Genomic DNA, 22,269 nt, shown 5'->3' on the forward strand with positions numbered 1-22,269 from the left:
GACCGTCCACCGCGGTGGCTGGGACGGGCCCGGAACTCCCCTGAAAACCCGACGTACGCCGAGCCCCGTTCACGCGGACCCCCTGTGGCGGAGAGCACAGCTGGTGAAGCACCTGGTGGAGGGCGGGAAGTTGCCGCGACAGCCGGAAGATCTCCAGATGCTCCAGCATCGCCCGATCAACTCGGCGTGCTCCAGCGTCCCTGCCTTGGACACCACGACGGTCAGGACGTCGAGGGCCTCGTCGGCGAGAGACGCAGCTCAAGCGCATCCGGCGGCCAGCTTGCCCACATGAAACGGACTTATGGGCGAGTGAAACCCAGCAGGGTGGGGCGGCGGTAGGGCTGGATCTGGACCACGGTCCCGGTGTGCGGTGCGGCGATCATCCTGCCGAGGCCGATGACCAAGCCGACGTGGCCGGGGGTGGTGCTGGAAGTGCCAGGGCCGGAGTTGAAGAAGGCGAGGTCACCGGGCTGTTCGTGGCCGTTGGAGACGTGGGGTAGTTGTTTCCATTGGTCGCCGGAGGTGCGGGGGATGGTGATTCCGGCGGCGTGGTAGGCGGCTTGGGTGAGGCCTGAGCAGTCGTAGGCGTGGGGGCCCGTGGCGGCCCAGAGGTAGGGCTTGCCGAGTTGGGCGCGGGCGAAGGCGATCGCCTTGGCTGCGGCCTGGTTCGGCGTGAGAGCGAACCCGCCGCCTGTTGCCGTTGAGCAGCGTGGCGCTGGTTGGTTCCGGTCGGCTGCCTTGGCGTACGTGGTTGCGCGGTTGAGGACGTCGTTCACGTAGGCGCTGGAGCGGTTGTACTGGAAGAGCGCGGTGCGAAGCCGATGGGGTGCCCCGTTGTGCCTGAGATAGCGGGCGGCGGCGGGGATGGCGTCGGCCGGGTTGTAGCGGTCGCGGTGGCCGTTGTGGTCGCCGTCGACGCCGAAGGCGGCCCAGGTGCCTGTTAGGAACTGCATGGGTCCGGCTGCTCCGGCGCTGTTCTCGCCTGAGTGGACGCCGGGCTCGGTTGAGCGGCCGTGGTCGGATTCGATGGATCCGACGGCGGCCAGGACGTTCCACGGGATGCCGTATTCCTGTCCGGCTCGTACGTACAGCGTCAGGTAGCTCGGAGGGATGTCGGAGACGTTCCCGGAGGCGGGCGCGCACGTTGCTGGGCTGCCCCCGCCGCCGCTCAGAGCTCCGCCCAGGCCGCCGAGAAGAGCGACGAGCAGGAGCAGAAAGCATCCGGCAGCCGCCGCGATCGCCAGTGGCATCAGGCGGGCTCCGCGCCAGAACGTTCCGGGTCGTGCAGGTCGATCAGTCGCACCCGGCGATCTGTGGTCCCGATCGGTAGCCAGACAGGTCCGGCGGGACTGTTGTCGCCGAACGGGTGGACAGCGGTGGCGACCGGGACCGGTGAGTCGCGCAGGAGTTTGCGGAGGTTGGCTTCTCGGGCCTGGGACGGGAGCGAGAACAGGACCGGAGTGGGGATGCCGGTTGACTCGGCGAGGGCGGCGTAGCCGGCGAGTTTCTCGGCGACTTTAGGCAACGGTTCGGATCCGGTGTCGTGTTCGAGGAAGAAGTCCAGCTCGATCGACCCGCCGTTTGGGATGGGTTCGGTCCAGCGGCCGTAGGCGTCGGGGCGGACGAGGTCGCCCCATAGGGCGGCGCAGCGTCGTTGGGGCCACCAGGCGGCGACGGCGGTGTTGTCGTTGCGGTGGCGGGCGTGTTGGTGGAGTTGGGCGAAGAAGTCGTTGACGCCGATTTGGTGGCCGAGTTGGCGGGAGTGGCAGACGGCCAGGGCGGCGGTGCGTTTGTAGCCGAGTTCGGCGAGGTCGATGCCGCGGTGTCCGGCCAGGACGTGGGCTCCGGCGGGGCCGAGGACCCAGTGCCAGGGCTGGGTACCGATTGGTGTCCAGGGCTGGGCGCGTTCCAGCGCGGACATTCGGTAGAGCTCCAGGAGGCGGTGGCGGGCTTTGCCGGGTGTGGAGAAGCAGATCGCGGCGAGTTGGTGGGTGGTCAGGACGCGGTGCGTCCAGACGAGTTCGAGGATGTGACGGTCGCGGCCGGTGAGGCGGTGTGCCAGTTCCGCCAGCAGTTCGGGGGACATGCGCGGTGGCGGTGCGGAAGTAGGGCGGCGGATCCGGATGGCAGAGCGCGGCATATGCAGTCTCCTGTTCGAGAAGGCGGGATGTCAGCGCTGGCGCGGGTCGCGCAGTGCGACCTTGCGCCGTCTGACGGCCTTGCGAGCTGGCGTGCTTTGGGGTTGGGCAGACCAGCGGCGTGCGGCGGCGCGGGCTTCGTCCTGCCTGCCGGGTGTTGGGGCTGGGAGAGGGCGGGTGCGGAAGGTGAAGGCGGGTGTCTGTTCGGTGCCGGTGACCAGGCGTCCGGCGGCCTGGTAGGCGCCCAGGTGGCACAGGTCGTGTGCGGATAGCAGCGGTGCGACGTGGCGGGCGAGGTCGGTGGCGTCTTCGGGTGAGGTGGTGAAGTACAGCTTGTTGCGGGCGTCGGCTGAGACGGCTTCGCGGAGGTCTTTGGGGAGCTGGGTGAGGTGCTGGTGGGCCAGGACGAGCGAGAAGTGGTAGCCGCGGGCTTCGGCGAGGACGTCGCCGATGGAGCCGGGCAGGTTGAGGAAGTTGTGGCATTCGTCGACGTAGGCGGCGGCATCGGGCCGTTGCGTTTCGGGTAGGGCGGCGCGGCGGGTGACGGCCTGCCAGGCGTGCGCGAGCAGCAGTGAGCCGAACAGGCGGGTGGCATCCTCACCGAGGACGCCTTTGGGGAGCCGCGCGAGGACGAGGCCGCCGGTGTCCAGGAGCCGGCCGAGGTTCACGGTCGACTCGCTGGCCGACAGGGCGTCGCGGACGAACGGGCGCAGCAGGACGGCGCGGAGCTTGTTCATGACCGGGCCGATGGTGGAGGCGCGGCTGGCCGGTGACAGCTCGTCGTAGTCGGCCCAGAACCCCGACAGGAGTTCGTCGCCGAGTTGGGCGGTGATCCGGGCCCGGTATGCGGTGTCGGTGAGGAGCCGCGGGACTTGGGCGAGGGTGGCTTTGGGGCCGTTGACCTGGGTGAGGGTGAGGCAGGCCGAGCGCAGCAGATCGTCCAGGCGTGGCCCCCAGGCGGAGGAGAAGCAGCGCCGGAAGATCGTGATGATCGAGTCGACGGCGAACGCCGGGTCGGCCCCGGCGAGCACGTTCACCGACGGAGGCGGCGCCGCGTCGCCCGGGTCGAACAGGACCGTCCGGGAGAGCGCATGATCGGGGAGCCGGTCCAGGACGTCGGTGACCAGGTCGCCTTTCGGGTCGATCACCAGGGCCCCGCGGCGAGCATGGACGTCGCTGAGGATCATCGAGGCCAGCAGCGTCGATTTCCCGACGCCGGTCTGGCCGAGCACGTGGACGTGCTGGCGGGCTCCGGTGATCGGCATGCCGATCGGACGGGGATGCTCGGCATCCGAGTCGCCCAGCATGCGGACGTTCCCGCTGGTCGGGACAAGTGGGGATGGAGCGACGGGCCGGGCTCCGGCGCGGGCGATGCCGGGCGCGTCCGGGTCGAGCGGGAGGTGCGCGAGGGCGGCCAGCTCGGCGACCGACAGTAGGTAGCCGCGGTCCAGACGCCGCTGGGCGAGGCGGCGGGCGGGGAAGAGCAGGCGCCTTCGCCGCAGGAACTGGTGGCCTGAGGTGAATAGCGCGAACGTCGTGGCCAGACTGTGGACCAGACCGAGCAGCCGGTTCCGGGTCGCCTCGCAAGGCTCAGCGGTCGTGGAGACGGCGTAACGGACCTGGACCTCGAACCGCGGCTGGCCGGCCTTCTTCAGGATGGCCCGAACCTGCTCGGCCCGCTCGGGGTGATCGCGGGTCAGCTCAAACGCCCGCTCAGGCTCGGCGCCGCCGAGGGCGAGCAGGTCGAACAGGTGGGCTTGCGGTGCGGTCGAGCGTCCACCACGAAGTGTGGCGGCGGCGCGGTGCGCGCGGTTCAGACGTCGCCCAGTGACAGGGCGGGCGAGGATCTGCACGGCTGCGCTCTCGGGTTGCCGTAGCCCGCTGACCGTTCCCAGCAGGGCCCGCAACGGGTCGGTCTTGTGCTCGCTGGTGAGCGGGAAATGCTCAGGCCTCGCCAGCACGACGCGTCCACCGATGCACTGGCTGGCGATGGGCAGGGGCGGCTGGGCGGGACGAGTGGTGACGGTCGCGCCAGGCCATGCAGACCGGACCGATCTCTCTACCAAGTCCGCCGGGGTCGCTCCAGGGACCCAGATCTGGATTCTGGCGCCAGCCTGATCGGCGAGGTACTCGAAGGCCAGATGAGGCTGTCCGAACAGCAACCGCTTCCAGCGGGGCCTCAACAGTCCGACCTGGTGCGTCCACCATGCTGCCGCGCTGGACGTTTCCACGTGCGGCGGGACCGACACCTGCACCAGGCGGGCGTCCCGTTGCCAGCTTTGATTGCGCCACGACCACAGGCCCCACCGGCACCCCACCCACGCCGCGCCTGCACTGGCGGCGACCGCGGCCACGGTAGGCGCGTGCGCGAGCGCGGCTTTCAGGATGCGCTCCAGGACGGGCGGGTAGGTGCCCGGCAGGAGCGGCGAGGCGATCAGAGTGGGTCTCCTTCGTGGGCCAGGGCGGCGAGTTCGGCGGGGTTGGTGGTGACCAGCTCGTGCTCGAAGCTGGAGGCTTCGGCGAAGAACGCGGCGCGGTCACCTGCACGGCCTCCGCATAGCAGGCCCTCGCCTTTCTCGGCCGCCAGCAGGAACGCCTTCTCCCCGTCGGACAGGTCGAACGCGGCGGCGACCGCCTTGATGGCCTGGGCTGATTGCCGCAGAAGGACTTGGGTGGCCGAGTTCGAGACCACCGCCTTCCCCAGGTCGGTGGACAGCAGGTCTTCGGCGTCCTGGGTGACGACGGCCAGGCCGGTCCAGTGTTTGCGGGCGCTCTTGGCGAGCCGGTAGAGGAAGCGGGCGCCTTCGAACTGCTTCATCAGCAGCCACGCCTCGTCCACCACGACCAGGCGTTTGCGCCGGTCGTGGGGGTTGGCGACGCACCGCCAGATCGCGTCCAGGGCCAGTAGGACGCCGACGGGTTTGACCTCTTCGGGCAGGTCCCGCAGGGAGAACACGACCAGGTGGCCCTCGGCCCGCGTGGTGGTGGGGCCGGCGAACAGGTTGCGATACGACCCGGTTGTGAACGGGGTGAGGCGTTCGGCGAGGTCGTGGCCGTCGGATCCGTCGGCGGCTTCGAGTTGCGCCACGAGATCTTTGAGGAGTGGCGCGGGCCGGTCCCAGGTGTCGGGGTCGGCGGTGATGCCTTTGGAGGCGTAGGCGGCCATGATCGCGCGGTCCAGGATGGCGCGGGCTTCAGGGGTGAGGGGTTCGCCGATCATTGTGGTGACGAGGGTCTGGCAGAACAGCGCACGTCGGACGAGAGCGTTGTCGCCTTGCCCGGTGGGCAGGTCGAACGGGTTGAAGCACACCTCGGCGGCGCCGAGCGCGAGCCGCGTCCCGCCGACCGCCTCGGCCAGCCGCCGGTACTCGTCTTCCGGGTCTACGACCGCGACCTGGACCTGCTGGTAGAGCAGGCGCAGGAGTTCGAGTTTGGTGAAGTAGGACTTGCCGGCGCCGGAGCGGGCGATGGTGACCGAGTTGTAGTTGTCCTGGGCGAACCGGTCCCACAGCACCACCCCGGACGAGGCGATGTTCACCCCGTACAGCACCGGCTGCTGCCCGGCGGGCGCGTTCAGGTCGGGGGATGCGAATGGGAACCCGGCGGCCAGGGCGCTGGTGTCGAAGGTGCGGCGCAGCCGGATCGGGTCGATGCCCAGTGGCAGCCCGGTGACCCAGCCCTGCAACGCGCGGAAGCTGGTGGGGTGCGAGTCCAGCAGCAACGAGGCGGCCAGCGCCCGCACCTGCTGAACCTCGGCCTCCAACGCGCCAGGGTTGGGGGCGTGGACGGTGAGGTACAGCCCGACCTTGAACAGCCGTCCGTGCCCGCGCGCCAACGCGGCCGACAACTCGACCGCGTCATCGGCCGCGGCCTCGGCGGCGAAATCGGCCAGCCGGCCAGCGCGAGCATCGGAACGCGACGACGACTCCAGGCGCGCGAGCTGCCGCCGCAGCCGCTGCGCAGCTACCAGTGGCGGGACGGGTTCGATGTGGAGTGAGACGTCCAGGTGCCCGGGGTAGGTCAGCAGCGGCTCCAACCATCCCGCGCCGACCTCGCGCGGGTAGCCGGTGATGGCGAAGGACGAGCACACCGCTCCGGGGAGCTGGATGCTGCGGCCTCCGACCAGCAACGCATCGGGCCCGAGGAGATCCCCGAGGCCGCCACCAGGTGCGCGAGTGGAAGCGGGGCGGGCGAGTGCTTTCAGGATCCGGGTCTGGATCACCGGGCCTCCTTGGTGGGGGGGACGGAGCGGGTCACGAGGTCGTACGGCCTGGACAGGCCGCCAAGGCGGGGCTGGCCCGGCGACAGGGAATCGGCCAGCACTTCGGTGCAGGCCTCGGCGTCCAGGACGACGGCTCCGATCCCGAGAGCGGCGAGCGCCCGGACGGCGTCCTCGGCCCGCCGCATGGCCACGGTGGCGCTGACGTTCCTGGTCCGTGCTTGGCGGTGCAGCGGTGTTTCGCCGGTGGGCTGGTCGCGGATGACGACCAGGACCCGTCGGGTGAGCAGGTCACGTGATCGGCTGAGGTCGTCCAGGTAAGCGGCATGGTCGCGCGCCGCCTGCTCCAGCGCCGGGTGCGCGAGGTCGCGGGCCGACTCTTCCAGCTCGGTCGTCAGGTCGGACAGGTCGGCCGAGCGGGACTGGATGAGGATCTGCACGGGGGAGTCCAGCGAGTTCAGCCATCGTCCGAACAGCGCAACGAGCGATTCCTGTTCGGCTGCGGTGCGCAGCGTGAACGACACCGTCCCCGCCTGCACCAAGACGGCGGTACCGCCGTCGGCCAATCCCATCGCGCCGTCCTGCCGGATCGCCCGAACCGGCAGATCCAGCGGAGCCGGAAGTTGGCCGCGCAACCTGCACCAGGACGGATACGGGGCGATCCCTTCCGGCGCAGGAACCCGCACCTTGCCCTGGAGCGCATGCCGGATTCCGTGCAGGGCAAGGCGATCCAGACTCAGCCCGTCTCGCCGCCCCAACGCCAGAGCGAACCCGAGCGCGGTCAGCGGGATTAGTAGCGCCGCGATCACAACCACCGGAACACGCCCCTGGGCGAGCAGATACACCCAGGCCACAAGCCCACCCGTGGCGCCGAGGATCAGTAGCTGACGGCCGGTGAGACCGGCCAGCACCTTGTCCGGCATCTCCACGTCCGCAGGGATCCGGGCCACCAGCGGCTCGTATTCGTCGTCGATACTCATCGCCGTGCTCCTCCAAAGCGGCAGTGGTGTGAGCGCTCCAGCCGCAACGCGACCCGTGGTGCCGGCCGAGACCTGTGCGGCCTCTCGTTCCTCGGCGGCCGTGGAAGCGGCCCTGGCGGAGTCGGCGGGCCGGGCGGAGTTGGTGCAGGTCGCGTGCCGGTGCCGCCTGATCGAGGCAGGGGAACGCCGGGACGTGGCGTCCACGCGAGGCGCGATGCGTGCGCGCCGGCCCGCGGAGCCGCCAGCCGGTGCCGGGCGAGGCTGGGACCGCTGGCTGCCTGACTGCGTCGCTGCTCCTCGGCCTGGCGGCGGTGCTTCGCGTCTGCCTGGCGGTCTCCGGGATGAGTGTTCGGCTCGGCCTGGGCACGCGGCGGCCGTGGCTGTGATGGCTCCTTGCGGAACGCCTGACCAGCAGGCGCCCCGGGACGCCCGCTGGGCCCGCCACCAGGAGTGCTGCTCGGGCCGCTACTCGGCCCTCGCCCCTGTCCTCCATGGGGTCCGCCGCCGCGGGGCCCCTGGGAACGGCGGCCAGTGCGCGAAGCTCCCGTGCCTCGGCTTCGGCCGTTGCCCAGGACCATGCCGACGGTGTGGTACATCACGACCGACCGCACCAACTGGCCGACCAGACGTGGCTGGGCCTGACGCCAGATGGTCTGCGCCACCCACGACGGGATCTTCACCAGGACCCAGAGCAGCCCGACCACCAGCAGCAGATCGAGATGGTCTCGGGAGGTCACGGGGAGGCTGATGACCGGGGACCCGGAGTCGGACTTGGCGAAGAAGACACGCAGCGCCGACACCAACACGAGCGCTTGCAGCACCTGGATGGCGAGCATCCCGCTCAGCCCGCGCCACCACAGCCGGGCGATCCCGTCCGTGGTCGGCAACGTGTGGAACATCAACGCCAACGGCGCCGCAGCGATCAGCACCAGCGTGACCGCGAGCCTGACCACGTAGATGAACGCCACGATCAGCGCCAGCACCACCGCCACCAACGCGACCAGCACGAAGAAGACGTGATTCATGCTCAGCGTCGGCTCGATCCCCGAGGCGAGCGCCTTGCCGACCTCGGCCGTATCGAGCCGATCGGCGCCCGAATTCAGGAACGCATCGCTCAGGCCGTTGGCGAAGGTGATGATGTAGCCGATCACGGTCAGGCTGAGGTTGGAGGCCAAGAACGCCCACACCAGCCGTGGGGTGATCTCCCGAACCGACACCTCGCCGGGCAGCGACTGCCCGGCCATCATCAACACCCCGGCAAGTGTCACCAGCAGCACGAAGCAGGTGTTGGCGATCCACCGCGAGGTGCCCCACAGCTCCTGCACCCGCGTCATCGACGCCGAGGCGATCTCCGGTGTGCCCAGCACCGTGGCCGACAGCAGATCGAAGGTCGGCTTGGACGCCGACTCCACCAACCCCTTGAACCAGCCCGAGATCGCCTGACTGGTCATGCAGGCCAGGTCCCCGAACCCGCAATCCTCCTCCCCGTCCCGGTCTGCACCCGACGAAGACCCCGCCGCGCCGGAGTTCACCGGCGCGGAGGAAGGAGCTCCGGACGGTGCCGAAGCAGGTGAGGAAGCCGCCGGGCTCGGACTTGTGCGAGGCGACGCCGAAGGCGCCTTCGGAACAGGCGAACCAGTCGGACGCGGTTCCAGCGCGGCTACCAGCTCGACGCCCGGACGGACGGTCGTCTGATCGGCTGAGACGGCGGCATAGGCCGCTCCGGCGAGACAGGCCGTGACCAGGAGGAGCAGGACGGGGCGGCCTCGGCGGCGCACGAGGCGCATTCACGCCCCAACGATCTTCTGAAGGATCCCCACCAGCATCGGAGCAAGGACCGCGACCCCGTAGCCGATGGCGCTGTAGCGCAGCGTCTTCTTGGCGGCCTCGACCTCGCCGGGATCCCCGCCGGCCAGGATGTAGCGGACCCCACCGACCGTGGCGAACAAGGTCGCCAAGCCGACCAGCAGCCCGAGGATGACGTTGCGCAGGTTGGTGATGACCTCATTGAGACTCGACACCGCGACCAGATGGGTGGTGGCATCGGCGACTCCGGGCGCAGACCAGACGATCGACGCGGTGCTTCCCATGCACCACACCGCGATCGCCGCGAGGACGCGCGCCCGGCTCAGGTGCTGCCGTCGGGTCTGGGAGAACAACGTGCGGAGGTTGGACGGGATGCCGTTCATGCAAGACCTCCAAGCAGAGGGTGCCTTTGGACGGAACGAGCTCGCGGGCCGCGACCGGTCGGGCCGCCGGGTGTCCTCCTTCGAGGAGCCGAACGGGATCGATGCGATGGGGACCGGACGATCGCCTGACCCGAGCCGACCGCGTCCCGCGAGCCGTACGCCCCTCAAAGCGCGATCAGCAGCCCTGATTCCGCAGGTCGGCGTGAGAGTTGGCGGTGACTTTGCCGTCGTCGATCGCCGCGACGAGTCGCTTCTCCGCGCTTTCGCGCAGGTGGTAGAGGCGACGGGCGGGCGTGCCGAGTTCGCGGGCGACCTGGCTCAGCGGCACCCTCTCCAACCGCGTCCGCCCGATCAGCTCGGCCTCCTCGCCGGTGATGACCCCCTGGGCGACGGCGTCGGCCAGAACGAAGTCCTCATGCCCGCTGTCCTGGGAACCGTTCCGCGGCAGATCCTCGGGCGCCGTCGGCAGGTCAACGGTGCACTTACGGCGAGTGCGGACAGCCGCCCGCTTGGCCAGCCACAACAGCCGCGGCGCGATCGAGTGGCGGTCGAGGTCGAGGGTCGCCAGCCCGGACAGGAACGCGACGAGCAGGTCGGAGATGATGTCTTCAGCCAACGCCGCCGGGACATCACGGGTGACGCGCGAGGCGATCCGCTTCAGCCCGGGGAGCGCGATCCCGACGCAGCCGACCGTCCAGGCGCCGCCGTGCTTGCGGGACTGGCGAACCAGCTCGGCCCACACCGCGTCCCGCACCTCCAGTTCGGTCTGCCGGTCCAGCAGCAGCTCTCGCAGCTCGCGCAGGTCGATCTCGCGTCCGGGCAGCTCGTTCCCGAACTGGCGGCCGTCGATGCTGAGCGGTTCCGGTCCCTGCATCAGCAGGTCGAACGCCGCCTCAGCGGCATCGAGCGCGTTGCCCCTCTCGAAGACGGATCCGTGGTGGAAGGCGTTGGCGTTGGAGCCCATGGGATACCCCCGGAATGGTGGAGCGGATCGGACGCCACCAGTTCTCCACCGCCGTTCGGCGCTCACTCGGCGCAGACTCGGGATCCACACGGAGGCCGAATCAGCCCCAACTCCGAGACAACATGAGCTGTGACCAGCAGCGAAGCTCGCACCAGAACGCACGTGCACGGCACTGAGGAAAGTCCCGACAACCCCCCAAGTGGCGCGCTGACCTGGACCGACGCCGGTGGCGCTCACCGCAAGGTAAAGAGATGGCGAGTAGGCGCGTCACGTGTCGCCGGGCGGCGGCGCGAGCTCGCAGTGACAGCGGCCAGGGTGAAATCCCCGCGTAAGGCCGGTTGATTGGGCACTCATCGTGGCTGCTTCCAAGGCATCCACGGGCGTTCGCGATCTGAGAGGTAGGGAGCCTGTTCGGTGCCAGGGCAGCGTTATCGGCTTGAGCTCCACCGAACCCAGGTGTCTATCCCCTCGGGCTGATACCGATTACCCGGGCCGAATCGCCACTCGGCCTGGAGCGGGCGCGCATCGGCTGGCGCCTGACGGTGTGGTGTCAGCAACGACTCCAGTTCGTCATACCGCGCGTCGACACCTCTGTGTCCAGGATGGTTGCCCGGCCACGCCTCCCCGGCTTCGTACCGCCGGTTCCACTCGACGTAGATCGCCCATTGCTCTCGTTCCAGGGCAGCGACCTGATCAGTGGCGGGCCACACGTAGTAGATGACCTCATCGACCAGGTCGACATAGTTGCTGCTCTCGAAGTAGTGCACAGTGCCATCGATCTCAGCAAGACCCGCGCGGAGGCCGTCGTACCAGTCCAGTTCCACGAGGACGCGCCCAAAGCCGTCGGCGATTAGTCTGTCCTCGCCCCAAGTCTCCGCCACCTCGGCAGACTAGCGATTGCGTCCCACAGACCTGCCCGAAATTTATGCCCAGGCGTTCTACGCAGAGTGACCATAGATGGCCAGATAGCTTCCCGCGATCTGGCCACGGGGGGATTCCAACGGCTCTGATCAACTTCTCGGGATCGCCATGCGTGACGGCAACCTGCGCACCTTCGCTGGCAAGGTTCACAAACCTGCCTCGACCGCGCCGCTGGACGCGTGGCAAGGATGTCCTGATCGCAGGTTAGATAGCGTCGAAGGTGTCTGGGCGAATGACGATCGAACTGATGGTTCCGTTGCCCCACAGGGTCACGTGCAAGATCATCGCTCGATCCAGGGACACTGCCGTGAACTCTGGGATGTAACGGTCATCGAAACCAGGGCCGCCGAGCAGCCCGACCTCGCTGCCAACGATGTCCCACTCATCGAGGAGTTGGACTTGCAGCCATCCCCAGTCCGGTTCGTGAACCGACTGGGCGTAGTCCACCCCGATCAGGAACTCTCGGTCCTCATTGAACAGGCCGTATTCGGTCGCCAATCGAAACCAGGCCCGGTTGACCCTTGCCGCCATCTCCGAGTCCTCGTAATCAACGATCTCATCGGGCCGGCCGTCGATCCTTCCATCCTCGGGACGGCAACTCGCCGGACTTCGGTTCGGCGGCAACGGTAGCTGAACCTCCGCGCTCTCCCGTCGGATGAACCTCAGACCGGCGGGAAGAAGCTCGGCGGCGATCTCGGAATCCGTGAGGGGCACAGGCAGACAATAGTCGCTACACCGTTGGCAGTGATCGGCATGAGGTGAGCAGGATGCGCAGGAGGCGGAGTCCGGCGCGGCCGTAACCCTTCAGAGTGCGATCTCGAGAAGTGGATCAGAGCCATCCAACTGGCTACACACACTCGCAGTCCCCGGTTCTTTAGGGGTTCTTTGCCGGGCGTCACCGGTAATCCGAGCGGTCGGGAGGGCTTTTAGAAGCGCATGGGGACCGGACGGCCGCCACGGGCCATCACAACGTGGACACCTCAGCGCAGCCCACACCCACACCCGACCGCGGCGCACGACGTCAGCTGCTGCCGCTCACGGTCTGGATGTGCCCAGACCCCGATGACGACCAGCCCGCGATCGTGCGTCGCTTCCAGCCCTGCCCTCGGCACCGCCCGAACGCCGGTCGTGAACTCGCCCGGCACCTGATCAGCACCTGCACCAACGACGGCGACTTGGTCGCCGAGACCCACCCGACCAACGACTCGGTCCTGGCAGCCTGCGGCGAACTTGGCCGCCGCGGAGTCGCCTGCGTTCCGCATTTTCCGCTCGCCCAGTACATCGGCGCGGGTCTGCGGGAACGCTCCGGCGAACCTCAGTCGGGGTTGGCGATGCGGCCCTGCCGTCCCGATCAGATGTCCATGGCGCTGGCCGACCACCTCGGCCGCGCCGCCCTGGTCATCGCGGCACCGCCCCTGCGACCGCCGCAGAAGCGAACCGGCCGACACCTCTGCCCCGGCTGCCCCACCGCTGCCGCGACCAGCAAACCGATTCCGCTTGGCAGCGTGCTGCTGGCGTCCTGGCGGATGCTGCGACCGGGCGGCCACTTGGCCGTCATCACCACCGCCCGCCACGAACACGGCCAGTTCATCGACCCAGCACCGCACATCATCCACCTGGCCCAGACGCTGAAGTTCCGCTACTCCCAGCACGTCATCGCCCTCAACGTCCCGACCGTGAACGGCGTGCTCGTTCAGAGCGACCCCTGCGGACTGGCACAAGTCCGTGACGAGCACGCCGACGCTCTACCGCCGGCCGCCCGCGTCCACGCCGATGTGTGCTTGTTCACCAAGCCTCACACCGCCCCCACCGAGAACCGCGCTCAGCAAGGGAAGGGACGGGCATGACCGACCAGCACACCACCAGCGCCATGCTCGGCCCGAGCACCTCGGTACTGGTGACCGGACAGCGCCCCTCGCGCCTCCAGCGGCGGGGACGCTACGTACCCGAAGCGATGAAGCATCCCGCCAGGATGCTGCCCGAGATCGCAGCGCAGGTGATCAGCGCCTACACCCGTCCCGGTGAGCTGGTCATCGACCCGATGTGCGGGATCGGCACCACGCTGGTCGAGGCGATCCACCTCGGCCGCGACGCCGCCGGCGTCGAATACGAGGACGATTTTGCGCACCTGACCGCGCGCAACATTTCCCACGCCCAAGCCCAAGGCGCCACTGGCCACGCGACCGTCACCCGCGGCGACGCCCACAACATCACGGCCCTCCTCGCTGACCACCGCGGTCGAGCAGCACTCGTCCTCACCTCACCGCCCTACGGAGCCTCCACCCACGGCCATATCCGCGCCACCCGAGACTCGCGCGAGGACAAGATCCAGAAGTGGGACAACGCCTACTCCGCAGACCGAGGCAACCTGGCCCACAGCTCACTTGACGACCTCCTCAGCGGATTCGCGCAGATCTTGACCGGCTGCACGCTGCTGCTACGTCCAGGCGGAGTGGCGGCGGTGACGGTTCGGCCTATCCGCGTCAGGGGCGAACTGGTCGACCTACCCGGCCGAGTATCAGAGGCGGCCAGATCCGCTGGACTCCAGCCCGCCGACCGGCTGGCCGCGCTGCTGTGCGGACTCCGCGATGGACGGGTCATCTCCCGCGCGTCGTTCTTCCAGATGCTCGAAACCCGCCGTGCCCGCGACCGAGGCATTCCCGCCTGCGCCGCAGCTCACGAAGACCTCCTCATCTTCCAACGCCCCACTCGACCCGCTCCCGACTGTGGCCCAGATCCGCAGCGAGGAGACGTCCCGGCCTCTGAACCCCAGGCCTCACGCCTCTCTGCCTCCAAGACCGAACAGAGCTTCCACCAGGGAGGTGCACGGTGAAACAAGGCCTGACCGCTGCGGAGATTCTGGCCCTGCCAGCGATGGTCGACCTGGTCACAGCCGGGCGCGCATTGAGGATCGGACGCACCAAGTCCTACGAACTCGCACGCGCGGAGGCGTTCCCGTGCCGAGTCCTGCGCGTCGGCGACAGCTACCTGGTCCCCACCTCCGGCATCCTCACCGTCCTCGGCCTGGATCCCAACGGCTTTGAGAACGATCCAACGCGATAACTCCCGCAGCACCCTTCAACCGCCGTCCCCATGCCTCCGCATCAGAGGGACCAGCGTCCGCGGCGTGCCGTCGAAAGACCGCCGCACAAGTCGGTGATGCGCCGCCCCTCTGGACCGAGCCGATTGCCCCTGGCCAGTCGCGACTTGTCATACGCGCTGGAGTCGAGCCACCGTGCCGTGCCCGCAGCCGCGGGGCCCGATCTATCGCGGCTGTGTGCCTGTTCTCGGCCTGGCCGCTCGGCACCGTCCGTAGGCCGGTCCGACGGCAGACCCGACCTCCACCCATGGAACGGAGACCGTCCGATGCCCACAAGGCCGCGATACCTGATCGACCCGGACATTGATTCGGTCGATGACGTCCTGGAGACCGCCCGCAACGCGGGCTGGCACCTTCGATCCGACCCGAACTGCAACACCTGGGCCGTCAGCCCCGACGGGCGGATCGTGCTGGCCTGGCTGCCCGAGCCCAACGACTACGCGCCCCGCGTCAGCGGACACCGCCCCTGGGCCGTGGAGTGGGTCATCCGGGTCTACAAGACCCCCGACCACGACAAGCCCGACTACGAACTGATCTTCACCATCGGAACGCCAGCCCCCGTGGTCGACGCCGCACTGCGCAGCCTCATCGAACCGGTCGACACCACCACCGGCCACCAGCCGCAGGACGGCAGCCAGGTGAAGCGTCGCTTTGTCGGCGACCGGAATCTGGGGAGAACCGCTGGCTCAAGACGACGGCGAATGCCCTTGCTCTGGCGCTGCCTCCGCAACCAGTGAAACCGACGCCTCATCCCCGCAACTGGAACGCTCCACCGGCTCATGCCGGAGACGGAGCCATCACCCCAAGGGAGAGATCAATGACCGGTTCACCTTCGTCGGCAGGCCTGCGCTTCGGGTTCTACGTGCACGTCGACTACCTCTGGCCAGAACAGCAGGTCGCGAGCTGGCCGCAGAACAACCAGGACGCCGTCCGCCAGATGATCACGACGCACGGGACAGTCGTCGACACCTACCTCGACAACACCACCACCGAAGTCCCCAGCGACACCACCCCCTGGGGACGCCGGGCACAGGCCCACCGTCTGCTGCGCGACCTGGCCGCCAACAAGCTCGACGCGATCGCGGTCGGCACCGTCCGCAACCGGACCTTCGCCGCCACTCCCGTCTGGGACGTGGCCATGCTCCTCGGCTGCCACGGCAAACAGCTCTGGACCGCCGACGTGGGCGGCCCCCTCGACCCCACCAACTCCGAACACATCCTGCATCTGAAGGTCACGTACGGCATCCCCGCACCCCACCGCCCCTCCCACCGTCACCGGACGCGCCCGAAGGGGACCAAGGCATGACCAGCAAGATCCACCAGCACGGCCACCGAGTCTGGCTGGCCACCTGCCCGCTGGCATCTCGGCAGAACGAGGAGAGCTGAGCGGTGGCGCCGAGGGGAAGCACCTCCAAAACGTGCGGTTGCCGCGACGAGGAGGGGAAGCGACTCGGCCGAAAGTGCCCCAAGCTGTACCGGGCCGCCGGCCGCTGGAACAGCAGCCACGGCACTTGGAACTACCAGCTGGAGCTCCCTCCCAAAGCCGACGGCACACGACGCAGCCCGCTGCGCCGGAGCGGGTTCCTGCTCCAAGACGAGGCCGACGCCGAGCTGGACAGGGCCAAGGAACTGCTCAACATCGCCGCAGGCGACCCGGAGCTGGCCATCCAGATCGCGGACCTGATCAACGCGACCGTCAAGGAGACCAAACAGCTGCCGTGCCCGGACGAAGTCCGGCGGAGGGTCCGCAACGGCCGAACCCTCGTCGGCATCCCCACCCTGGGCGAGTACTTGCCGGAGTGGCTCCACGGCCGCAAAGCCCTGCGGGAGGGAACCCGCCGCAGCTACGCCCACCACATCAGGCTCTACTTCGTCCCCTTCCTGGGACACATCCGCATCGACCGGCTCCGTATCGCGGACGTGGACCGGATGTTCGACGGGATCGATGAGCTCAACGAGCTGATCAAACGCGCCCGCGAAACCGGAGACCCCGAGCTGCGAGCCCAGGTGAAGGGACGGCGCGTGGTCGGCCCGGCGACCAAACAGCGGATCCGCGCCACCCTCCGCAGCGCCCTGAAGAGGGCGATAAGAGAGGGCCTGACCGAGATGAACGTCGCCGCGCTGGTCGAGCTGCCCTCGGGCAGAGCGCCCAAGGCGCTCGTCTGGACACCCGAACGCATCGCCCAATGGCGCAAAGACCTGGACACCTACAGCAGCATCATGGCGGGCCGCCGCAAACGTCTGTGGGAGGACGACCCGTCCCACGGGCACGGCAACCAGCTCAACCGGATCGACGCCTACATCGGAGCACCCCGCCCCTCCAAAGTCATGGTCTGGACCCCCTCCCTGACCAAGACCTTCCTGAAACGCGCCGAACTCCACCCCTGGTACGCCCTGTACTACCTCATCGCCTTCCGCGGCCTGCGACGTGGCGAAGCCTGCGGCCTGCGCTGGGCCGACCTTCACCTGGACGGCGGCACCGTCACCATCCGCTGGCAGATCACCCAGATCGGCCCCGACATCTTCGAAGGCAAACCCAAGTCCGACGCCGGAGAAGCCACCATCAGCCTCGACACCTCCACCATCGCCGTCCTACGCGCCCACAAGGCAAGGCAGAACGCCCAGCGCCTCGCAGCCGGAGACACCTGGAACGACACCGGCCTGGTCTTCACCGACGAACTCGGGAACCCGGTCCGCCCCAACCAGGTCACCGACCAGTTCGAACGCCTATCCATGGAAACCGGCCTGCCACCCGTCCGCCTCCACGACCTCCGCCACGGCGCGGCCTCCTTCCTCCTCGCCGCCGGACACGACATGAAGACCGTCCAAGACACCCTCCGCCTGTCCTCCATCGCGATCGCCGCCGACACCTACACCAGCCTGCTCCCACAACTCGCCCGCAAATCCGCCGAAGACGCCGCCGCCATCATCCTCAACGCCGACACCGCAACTGCACCTACATTCCTCTGATCCCGCTTCGCCGAACACCCTCACCCGCGCCGTGCTCCCGGGCGGAAGAGCAGAAGAAACCCGCCGCTAAGCTTCCGCCGATATTCACCCATCCACCCGGGTTGAGGCTCTGGCTCCTTCATAACATCGAGTCACGCCATAGGGGATACGCTCCCACTGCCTAGTCACCCCCGCGGCACCCTAAGGCTTAGAGACGTTCACCCGTCTTGTAGTCGACGAGCACCCAAGTGTTCTCGCGGTAAGCCCAAGTATCGCCAGCCATATTGCCATACCATCTTGGCAGGTCATTTAGGGTCTCGGCAGGAATGTTCGAACCGTTCCTGATGGCTACATGCACCTCGTTCTCGACGACCCGCAGGCCGACATAGGACACTGTTCCCCAGTAGACATTTGGTGTCTTGATCCTAATTTGCTCCAGTGGCATGCCTTGCTTCTTGAGTTCTCCTGGGGTCCCGATTGCGCTGAGAATGTTAGAATGAAACTGCTTTTCCTTTGCGGTGTGTGGCCTGAAATCGAAATTCGGATTCTTTTCAGGCTTAGATGACTTCGCTCCTGGGGATGTGGGCGCTGTGGACGCCGGTGTGGAACTATTCGGAGTCGTTGCACGGCCACTCCGGTACCCAGGGTCTCCAGCGTCCGCCTTGCCGTCCCAGCCGGTGCGGTAGCCGTTGATGAGAGAGCCAGCGAGGAAGATGACCACCAGGGTTAGGCATCCAGCACCGCAACCCATCGCTTTCTTCGAGCCTGCGTTCGTATCCGACTGACTCAAGATGTGCACCAGTCCCCTCGCTTTGCCTGAAGCCAGGTCGGTAGTCACAGACCGGCCTGGTTAGCAAAGAAAGGCTATCCCAGTGACTCTCTGCTCACAAGGATGTGCGATCACGAATTGGTAGCGCGTGGCAGGAGTTGGCTGTTAGTGGCTGCCAGGACAAGGCCGAGGCGGCCAGCGCCGAGCGATCGCTGTCGCGGGCTTCAGTCAACGGAGTGGTGGGATTCAAAATAGGGCCGATGGAGGTGTACGGCCGGTGAGCGTTACAGAAAACTGCGGCGGGACGCTTCGGCAGGCTGTTTTGGCATTGTTCCACGGACAGTCGGGACGCGAGTGACGAACTGGTTGTTCTCCTCAGGCAGGTTCCTTTTCAGCGATAGCGAGCCTTGACGATGGTGGCCGCGGATGATCCGTGGACAGGCCCCCTGCGGACCCGCTGGTGTCTGAATCGCCTATAGAGCAGAGGGCATAGCGCGCCTGACCACGGTGGCTCATATGCGTGGCGAGGTGTCAGACGGGCTGAGAGGAATCGTCGCCGTTCAGGCGGTGCCTCGCGCATTTGGCTGCCGCACAGCCGGCTTACGATGAAGTCTGACTAGCTTTGCCCGCCAGCGCAGTGGACGCGCATGCACTCGCGGGGCCAGTCGATGGTGAGCGCTACGACCTCGCAGGCCACACCGACACCGATCAGGTGATAATCGAGGAGGACTGCCTCCCCGTGTCCGGTGGTCAACGTTAGGCGGGCATGGGGTTGGCGACGCCGTCTGCCCGGCCCGGTCTTCTCACACCCCAACCTGCAACGCTTCGCATCAGGCGGCGGAGCTGTCGCATCGTCGGGCTGGCGAACAACGGCGCCCCACGTGTCCCCGATCGGCCCTGAACACCTGCACCCCACCGTGGTCAAACGGTCTCAGGTTCCCGTAGTTGCGGGACAGTCTTTAGGGAAGGTCCGAAAATTCTGTCAACCACCTTTATGCATACGGATGCTTAGGATCGGCACCCCAACTCTGCGGCCAAGCTGAGGATATTCGGCTCCGGTTTGTGAACTCACTATGGCACCTGATCGTGGCAACGCGGGCCGTAGCCAGTGTTGACACGCTCACGCTGAAGTGTCTTCCAGACTAATTGCTTTTGGTGCAGGTTCACCCCACCGGTGGCCACATTGTGACCATTTTCCGCGGCCACAAGGGCACGCGCGACTACCTCGCACCGGGGAAAGGTTTCGCCAATAATTCCGTCGGGTTAGCGTCGCCGCGCCAGTGGTCAAGCCGACATCGTCCACAAGGGCGAGGGAGTGATTCAAGACGTCGACAATTATCTGCCCGGCCGCAATTATGGAATCCGCTACAGTGAGAGCGATCGTCGATTCCATCGTCTTTTGCTGAGTGTCGCTCTGAAGCAACAGTGGAGCTCTTGCATAATAGCGCACAGTAACGGCACCCGAATCGTGAACCAAAGGAAGGGATGAGTACGCGATTCTCGCTCCAAAGGCCGGATGGGCGGCATCGGACAGCCAATCGTACCACTCAATGAAACGCGGATTTCCCGAAGTCTTAGACAATTTTTTCACCAGTGTCAGGACGTTTGTCGCCTGCAGCTTCGCATGACTGCCGGTAAGGCGAGACCCCATGCTGGCGTGCAGAAGGGCGGGAGCAAGCGCATCGCGTACAGTTTTAGGCCGTTTGAGTTCTTCCGCTGGCGCAGCCTTTCCAATACTCCACGCTTTAGCCAGCTTTTGCGCCTCGTCGACGAGTGCGCCAGCCTCCTCTACGGCAGCCCTTGCGGTAACCGCTCCGGATGAAATCCTCCAACGCCAGATGTTATCCAAAGTGTCTTCAAGGAGGTCGATGCTCCGCCAGGCATGCACCAGCCACCAACTGACCATCCGTGTATGCAACTCAGGATAGATCGCCGCGGCGGCCTGATTCCGCATCCCAATTTCTGATGGTTCATCCAGAGCCAAGACGGTGTTTTTGTCAGCATAAGTCACATAGACCCAGTCCTCGCCACCCTGCGCAGCTAGAGATTTCCACCGAGTAATATCGCGGCCCGTGCGCGGTACTGACAGGAGGTCGACCGTACCAGCCTCCGCAGTCAAAATCTGCAGTTCCTGAACGTGTCGAGCCAGCGCGTTCAGCTTTTGGGTCCGTGCTTCGCCCAAGCCCTTGGCGACTGCCTCAGTGATACCCGATCGCTTATCCATAGTGATCAATACCTTCCGATTCGATAGCCATTCCGTCCGGCAAGGGCGCTAGATCTCCTGTCCGGCTAGCATGCCACCATTACTCGAGCGTGCTTGGCATATTTCGTTTGGACCTGCAATCGAATAGCGTCCATCGCGCGACGACCAGCGGAAGGCCTGCAAGTACAGCTCCGAAGGGACGTTGAGAGGGTACATCGCCACCCCAGATTTCCCCGATGCTGCTGAACAGTCAAGGTTTTGCCACCCTGTGGACCACAGGGTACCTCTCAGGTGATCACGCTGGTCAAGTTGATTGCCCAAGCTGGCCACTGCTGACATTTAAAGGGTGTCCTCGTGGAGTGGCCCAGGCGACGGCAGGCCGGGTTATGCCTGATGGATGAGGTATCCCCCGGGTGATGATCCCCCCGGGTGCTGAGCAGCAAGTGTTCCGTGAGCGTTTGTATCTGGGGGTGGTCGAGTTGTCCGCTGCCGGGCATGGCAACGCCGAGATCGCCTAATGTTTGCGGGTGAGTGTTCGATCGGTGTAGCGCTGGTGCCGAGGCTCGCAGGACGAGGGGACTGCGGCTTTCCGGTCATGGGGCTCGCTGGGACGGCCGGAGCTGCTGGGCGATGAACTGTTCGCCAAGCTGGCCCCTCAGCAGAGGCGAACGCGTGAACCACAAGAGGGCAGAACGACTCATGCGCAAGGCCGGACTCCCAGGGGCCGTCGGCGCAGGGCTCGCATGAGTGTGGTCAATACGCCTGCCAAAGAAGACCTGGTCGAGCGGGTCTTCATGGTCGAGGTGGCCGACATGCTGGTGATTGCCGACATCACCGACATCCCCGATAGTCCGCGCCAGAAAGGGAAGCTCCGCTGCGCCGCCATTCTCGGCTGCTTCCCATAAGGCATATTTGACACTCAACCAGTCCCCCTCCGGGATGGCCCCAGGTCAGACGGCCGTCGAGGGCGATCGGGAACGCGTCCAGTGGTGCCTCCGGCGCATGGACCAGCTGCCTGTGGCGCTTGACTGTCGGATCCGAGCTCATCAGCGCCATGTAGGTGCACCTGAGAGCCACAGCCCCGCTTGGGAAGAGTCCGCGGGCGCGACGGCCTTGCGTATACCCGCGCCGCCCCGGGCATCCCTGTGGGGCGGAAGCCTCCACGATCGTCCGCGGGCCAGATAGTGCGCGTGGCATCACGGGACATCGGGGTATCGGATGGTCCGCGCTGCCCCTGGCGGGCGTTCGTGGGCGCGAAACCAGGGTTGACTAGGGGGGATGCGGGCGGCCGGACAGCCACCGGACAGCCATCGAGCAGCCACAAGGGAAATTCGGGGCAAAAAAGACGCTGGGCAAACGCGGCATTTTTGCGTTTACCCAGGTCAGGGGTGGTGGGTCGCGTGGGACTCGAACCCACAACCTACGGATTAAAAGTGGTCCGGGACCGTGTCGGCGGGATTGTGGCCGTGCCGGAACGTGCCTCCCTGTCCGGGCTCACCCCGTTTTGGGTATCGCCTTATGCCGGGCCCTGCCGTGGGCTACCGCAACCACGGAGCGACCACGGAGCGACCATGGCACCCCCGGGGGCGCATCCCACGGCCCGGCATGGCGGTTCGTGTTAGTGGGGCGAACGCGGTGAACTACAGCGGAACCCACGGTGTCACCGGATGTGTGCCTAGCCGGTGTGGGTGACCGTGTGCTGAGGCTGAGCCCTCTCTGTCAGACTCTTGAGAGACAACAGGACATATGAGTCTTCTGTGACATGAGTAGGGCGAGAGCAGGATTTTCCGGTCGTGACGTTGAGTGTTGTTGATCTCCGCGATGATGGTGTCGTGGG

Annotated in this window: 19 protein-coding genes; 7 read left to right on the plus strand and 12 right to left on the minus strand. The window is 66.9% G+C overall.

Annotation, left to right across the window (positions count from 1 at the left end; translation table 11 throughout):
• Nucleotides 1-299: 299 nt before the first annotated feature.
• From EBO15_RS36995 to EBO15_RS45545, 10 genes are all read right to left on the minus strand, one after another.
• The gene (locus EBO15_RS36995; RefSeq protein WP_122199136.1) at nt 300-1,250 is read right to left on the minus strand and encodes a C40 family peptidase; all 951 of its coding nucleotides are present in this window, start codon (nt 1,248-1,250) and stop codon (nt 300-302) included.
• On the minus strand, nt 1,250-2,086 hold the full coding sequence (locus EBO15_RS37000) for a replication-relaxation family protein (RefSeq protein WP_158628463.1): 837 nt from the start codon (nt 2,084-2,086) through the stop codon (nt 1,250-1,252). Before EBO15_RS37000 ends, EBO15_RS36995 begins: the two co-directional genes overlap by 1 nt.
• A gap of 84 nt (nt 2,087-2,170) precedes the next feature.
• Nucleotides 2,171-4,099, minus strand: coding sequence for a type IV secretory system conjugative DNA transfer family protein (locus tag EBO15_RS37005; protein ID WP_233616707.1), 1,929 nt, complete (start codon nt 4,097-4,099; stop codon nt 2,171-2,173).
• A gap of 473 nt (nt 4,100-4,572) precedes the next feature.
• Entirely contained in the window at nt 4,573-6,360 is a 1,788-nt protein-coding gene (locus EBO15_RS37010; RefSeq protein WP_233616708.1) for a VirB4 family type IV secretion system protein, read from the minus strand.
• The gene (locus EBO15_RS37015; RefSeq protein ID WP_122199138.1) at nt 6,357-7,337 is read right to left on the minus strand and encodes a PrgI family protein; all 981 of its coding nucleotides are present in this window, start codon (nt 7,335-7,337) and stop codon (nt 6,357-6,359) included. Before EBO15_RS37015 ends, EBO15_RS37010 begins: the two co-directional genes overlap by 4 nt.
• Nucleotides 7,334-8,788, minus strand: coding sequence for a hypothetical protein (locus tag EBO15_RS37020; RefSeq protein WP_122199139.1), 1,455 nt, complete (start codon nt 8,786-8,788; stop codon nt 7,334-7,336). Before EBO15_RS37020 ends, EBO15_RS37015 begins: the two co-directional genes overlap by 4 nt.
• A 336-nt stretch (nt 8,789-9,124) precedes the next feature.
• The gene (locus tag EBO15_RS37025) at nt 9,125-9,526 is read right to left on the minus strand and encodes a pilin (RefSeq protein WP_199745054.1); all 402 of its coding nucleotides are present in this window, start codon (nt 9,524-9,526) and stop codon (nt 9,125-9,127) included.
• 175 nt (nt 9,527-9,701) lie between these two features.
• A complete protein-coding gene (locus EBO15_RS37030) occupies nt 9,702-10,490 on the minus strand; it encodes a sigma-70 RNA polymerase sigma factor region 4 domain-containing protein (protein WP_122199140.1) in 789 nt (262 codons plus the stop codon).
• A gap of 428 nt (nt 10,491-10,918) precedes the next feature.
• A complete protein-coding gene (locus EBO15_RS37035) occupies nt 10,919-11,371 on the minus strand; it encodes a hypothetical protein (RefSeq protein WP_122199141.1) in 453 nt (150 codons plus the stop codon).
• 244 nt (nt 11,372-11,615) lie between these two features.
• Nucleotides 11,616-12,125, minus strand: a complete 510-nt coding sequence (locus EBO15_RS45545) for a hypothetical protein (RefSeq protein ID WP_199745055.1) — start codon at nt 12,123-12,125, stop codon at nt 11,616-11,618.
• Between the two features lie 257 nt (nt 12,126-12,382).
• Here EBO15_RS45545 and EBO15_RS37045 point away from each other — a divergent pair, with 257 nt between their 5' ends.
• From EBO15_RS37045 to EBO15_RS37070, 6 genes are all read left to right on the plus strand, one after another.
• On the plus strand, nt 12,383-13,258 hold the full coding sequence (locus tag EBO15_RS37045) for a hypothetical protein (protein WP_147481834.1): 876 nt from the start codon (nt 12,383-12,385) through the stop codon (nt 13,256-13,258).
• Complete coding sequence (locus tag EBO15_RS37050; RefSeq protein ID WP_122199143.1) at nt 13,255-14,244, plus strand: TRM11 family SAM-dependent methyltransferase; 990 nt, start codon at nt 13,255-13,257, stop codon at nt 14,242-14,244. The genes EBO15_RS37045 and EBO15_RS37050 overlap by 4 nt, the downstream gene beginning before the upstream one ends.
• Nucleotides 14,241-14,474 carry a DNA-binding protein gene (locus EBO15_RS37055; protein WP_122199144.1) on the plus strand — a complete coding sequence of 78 codons (234 nt, stop codon included), beginning with the start codon at nt 14,241-14,243 and terminating at the stop codon, nt 14,472-14,474. The genes EBO15_RS37050 and EBO15_RS37055 overlap by 4 nt, the downstream gene beginning before the upstream one ends.
• A 303-nt stretch (nt 14,475-14,777) precedes the next feature.
• A complete protein-coding gene (locus EBO15_RS44665) occupies nt 14,778-15,248 on the plus strand; it encodes a DUF317 domain-containing protein (RefSeq protein WP_158628464.1) in 471 nt (156 codons plus the stop codon).
• Between the two features lie 80 nt (nt 15,249-15,328).
• Entirely contained in the window at nt 15,329-15,817 is a 489-nt protein-coding gene (locus EBO15_RS37065) for a hypothetical protein (RefSeq protein ID WP_122199146.1), read from the plus strand.
• Nucleotides 15,818-15,900: 83 nt separating this feature from the next.
• The gene (locus EBO15_RS37070) at nt 15,901-17,481 is read left to right on the plus strand and encodes a tyrosine-type recombinase/integrase (RefSeq protein ID WP_122199147.1); all 1,581 of its coding nucleotides are present in this window, start codon (nt 15,901-15,903) and stop codon (nt 17,479-17,481) included.
• A gap of 187 nt (nt 17,482-17,668) precedes the next feature.
• Here the strand turns inward: EBO15_RS37070 and EBO15_RS43895 are convergent, their stop codons facing one another.
• Nucleotides 17,669-18,259 carry a hypothetical protein gene (locus EBO15_RS43895; protein WP_147481835.1) on the minus strand — a complete coding sequence of 197 codons (591 nt, stop codon included), beginning with the start codon at nt 18,257-18,259 and terminating at the stop codon, nt 17,669-17,671.
• Between the two features lie 1,090 nt (nt 18,260-19,349).
• Nucleotides 19,350-20,453, minus strand: a complete 1,104-nt coding sequence (locus tag EBO15_RS37075) for a hypothetical protein (protein ID WP_122199148.1) — start codon at nt 20,451-20,453, stop codon at nt 19,350-19,352.
• A gap of 722 nt (nt 20,454-21,175) precedes the next feature.
• Here EBO15_RS37075 and EBO15_RS44670 point away from each other — a divergent pair.
• Nucleotides 21,176-21,337 (plus strand): hypothetical protein, encoded by a 162-nt coding sequence (locus EBO15_RS44670; protein WP_158628465.1) that lies wholly within the window; start codon nt 21,176-21,178, stop codon nt 21,335-21,337.
• Nucleotides 21,338-22,269: the final 932 nt, after the last annotated feature.

Source organism: Actinomadura harenae, assembly GCF_003696215.1.
Lineage (GTDB): Bacteria > Actinomycetota > Actinomycetes > Streptosporangiales > Streptosporangiaceae > Spirillospora > Spirillospora harenae.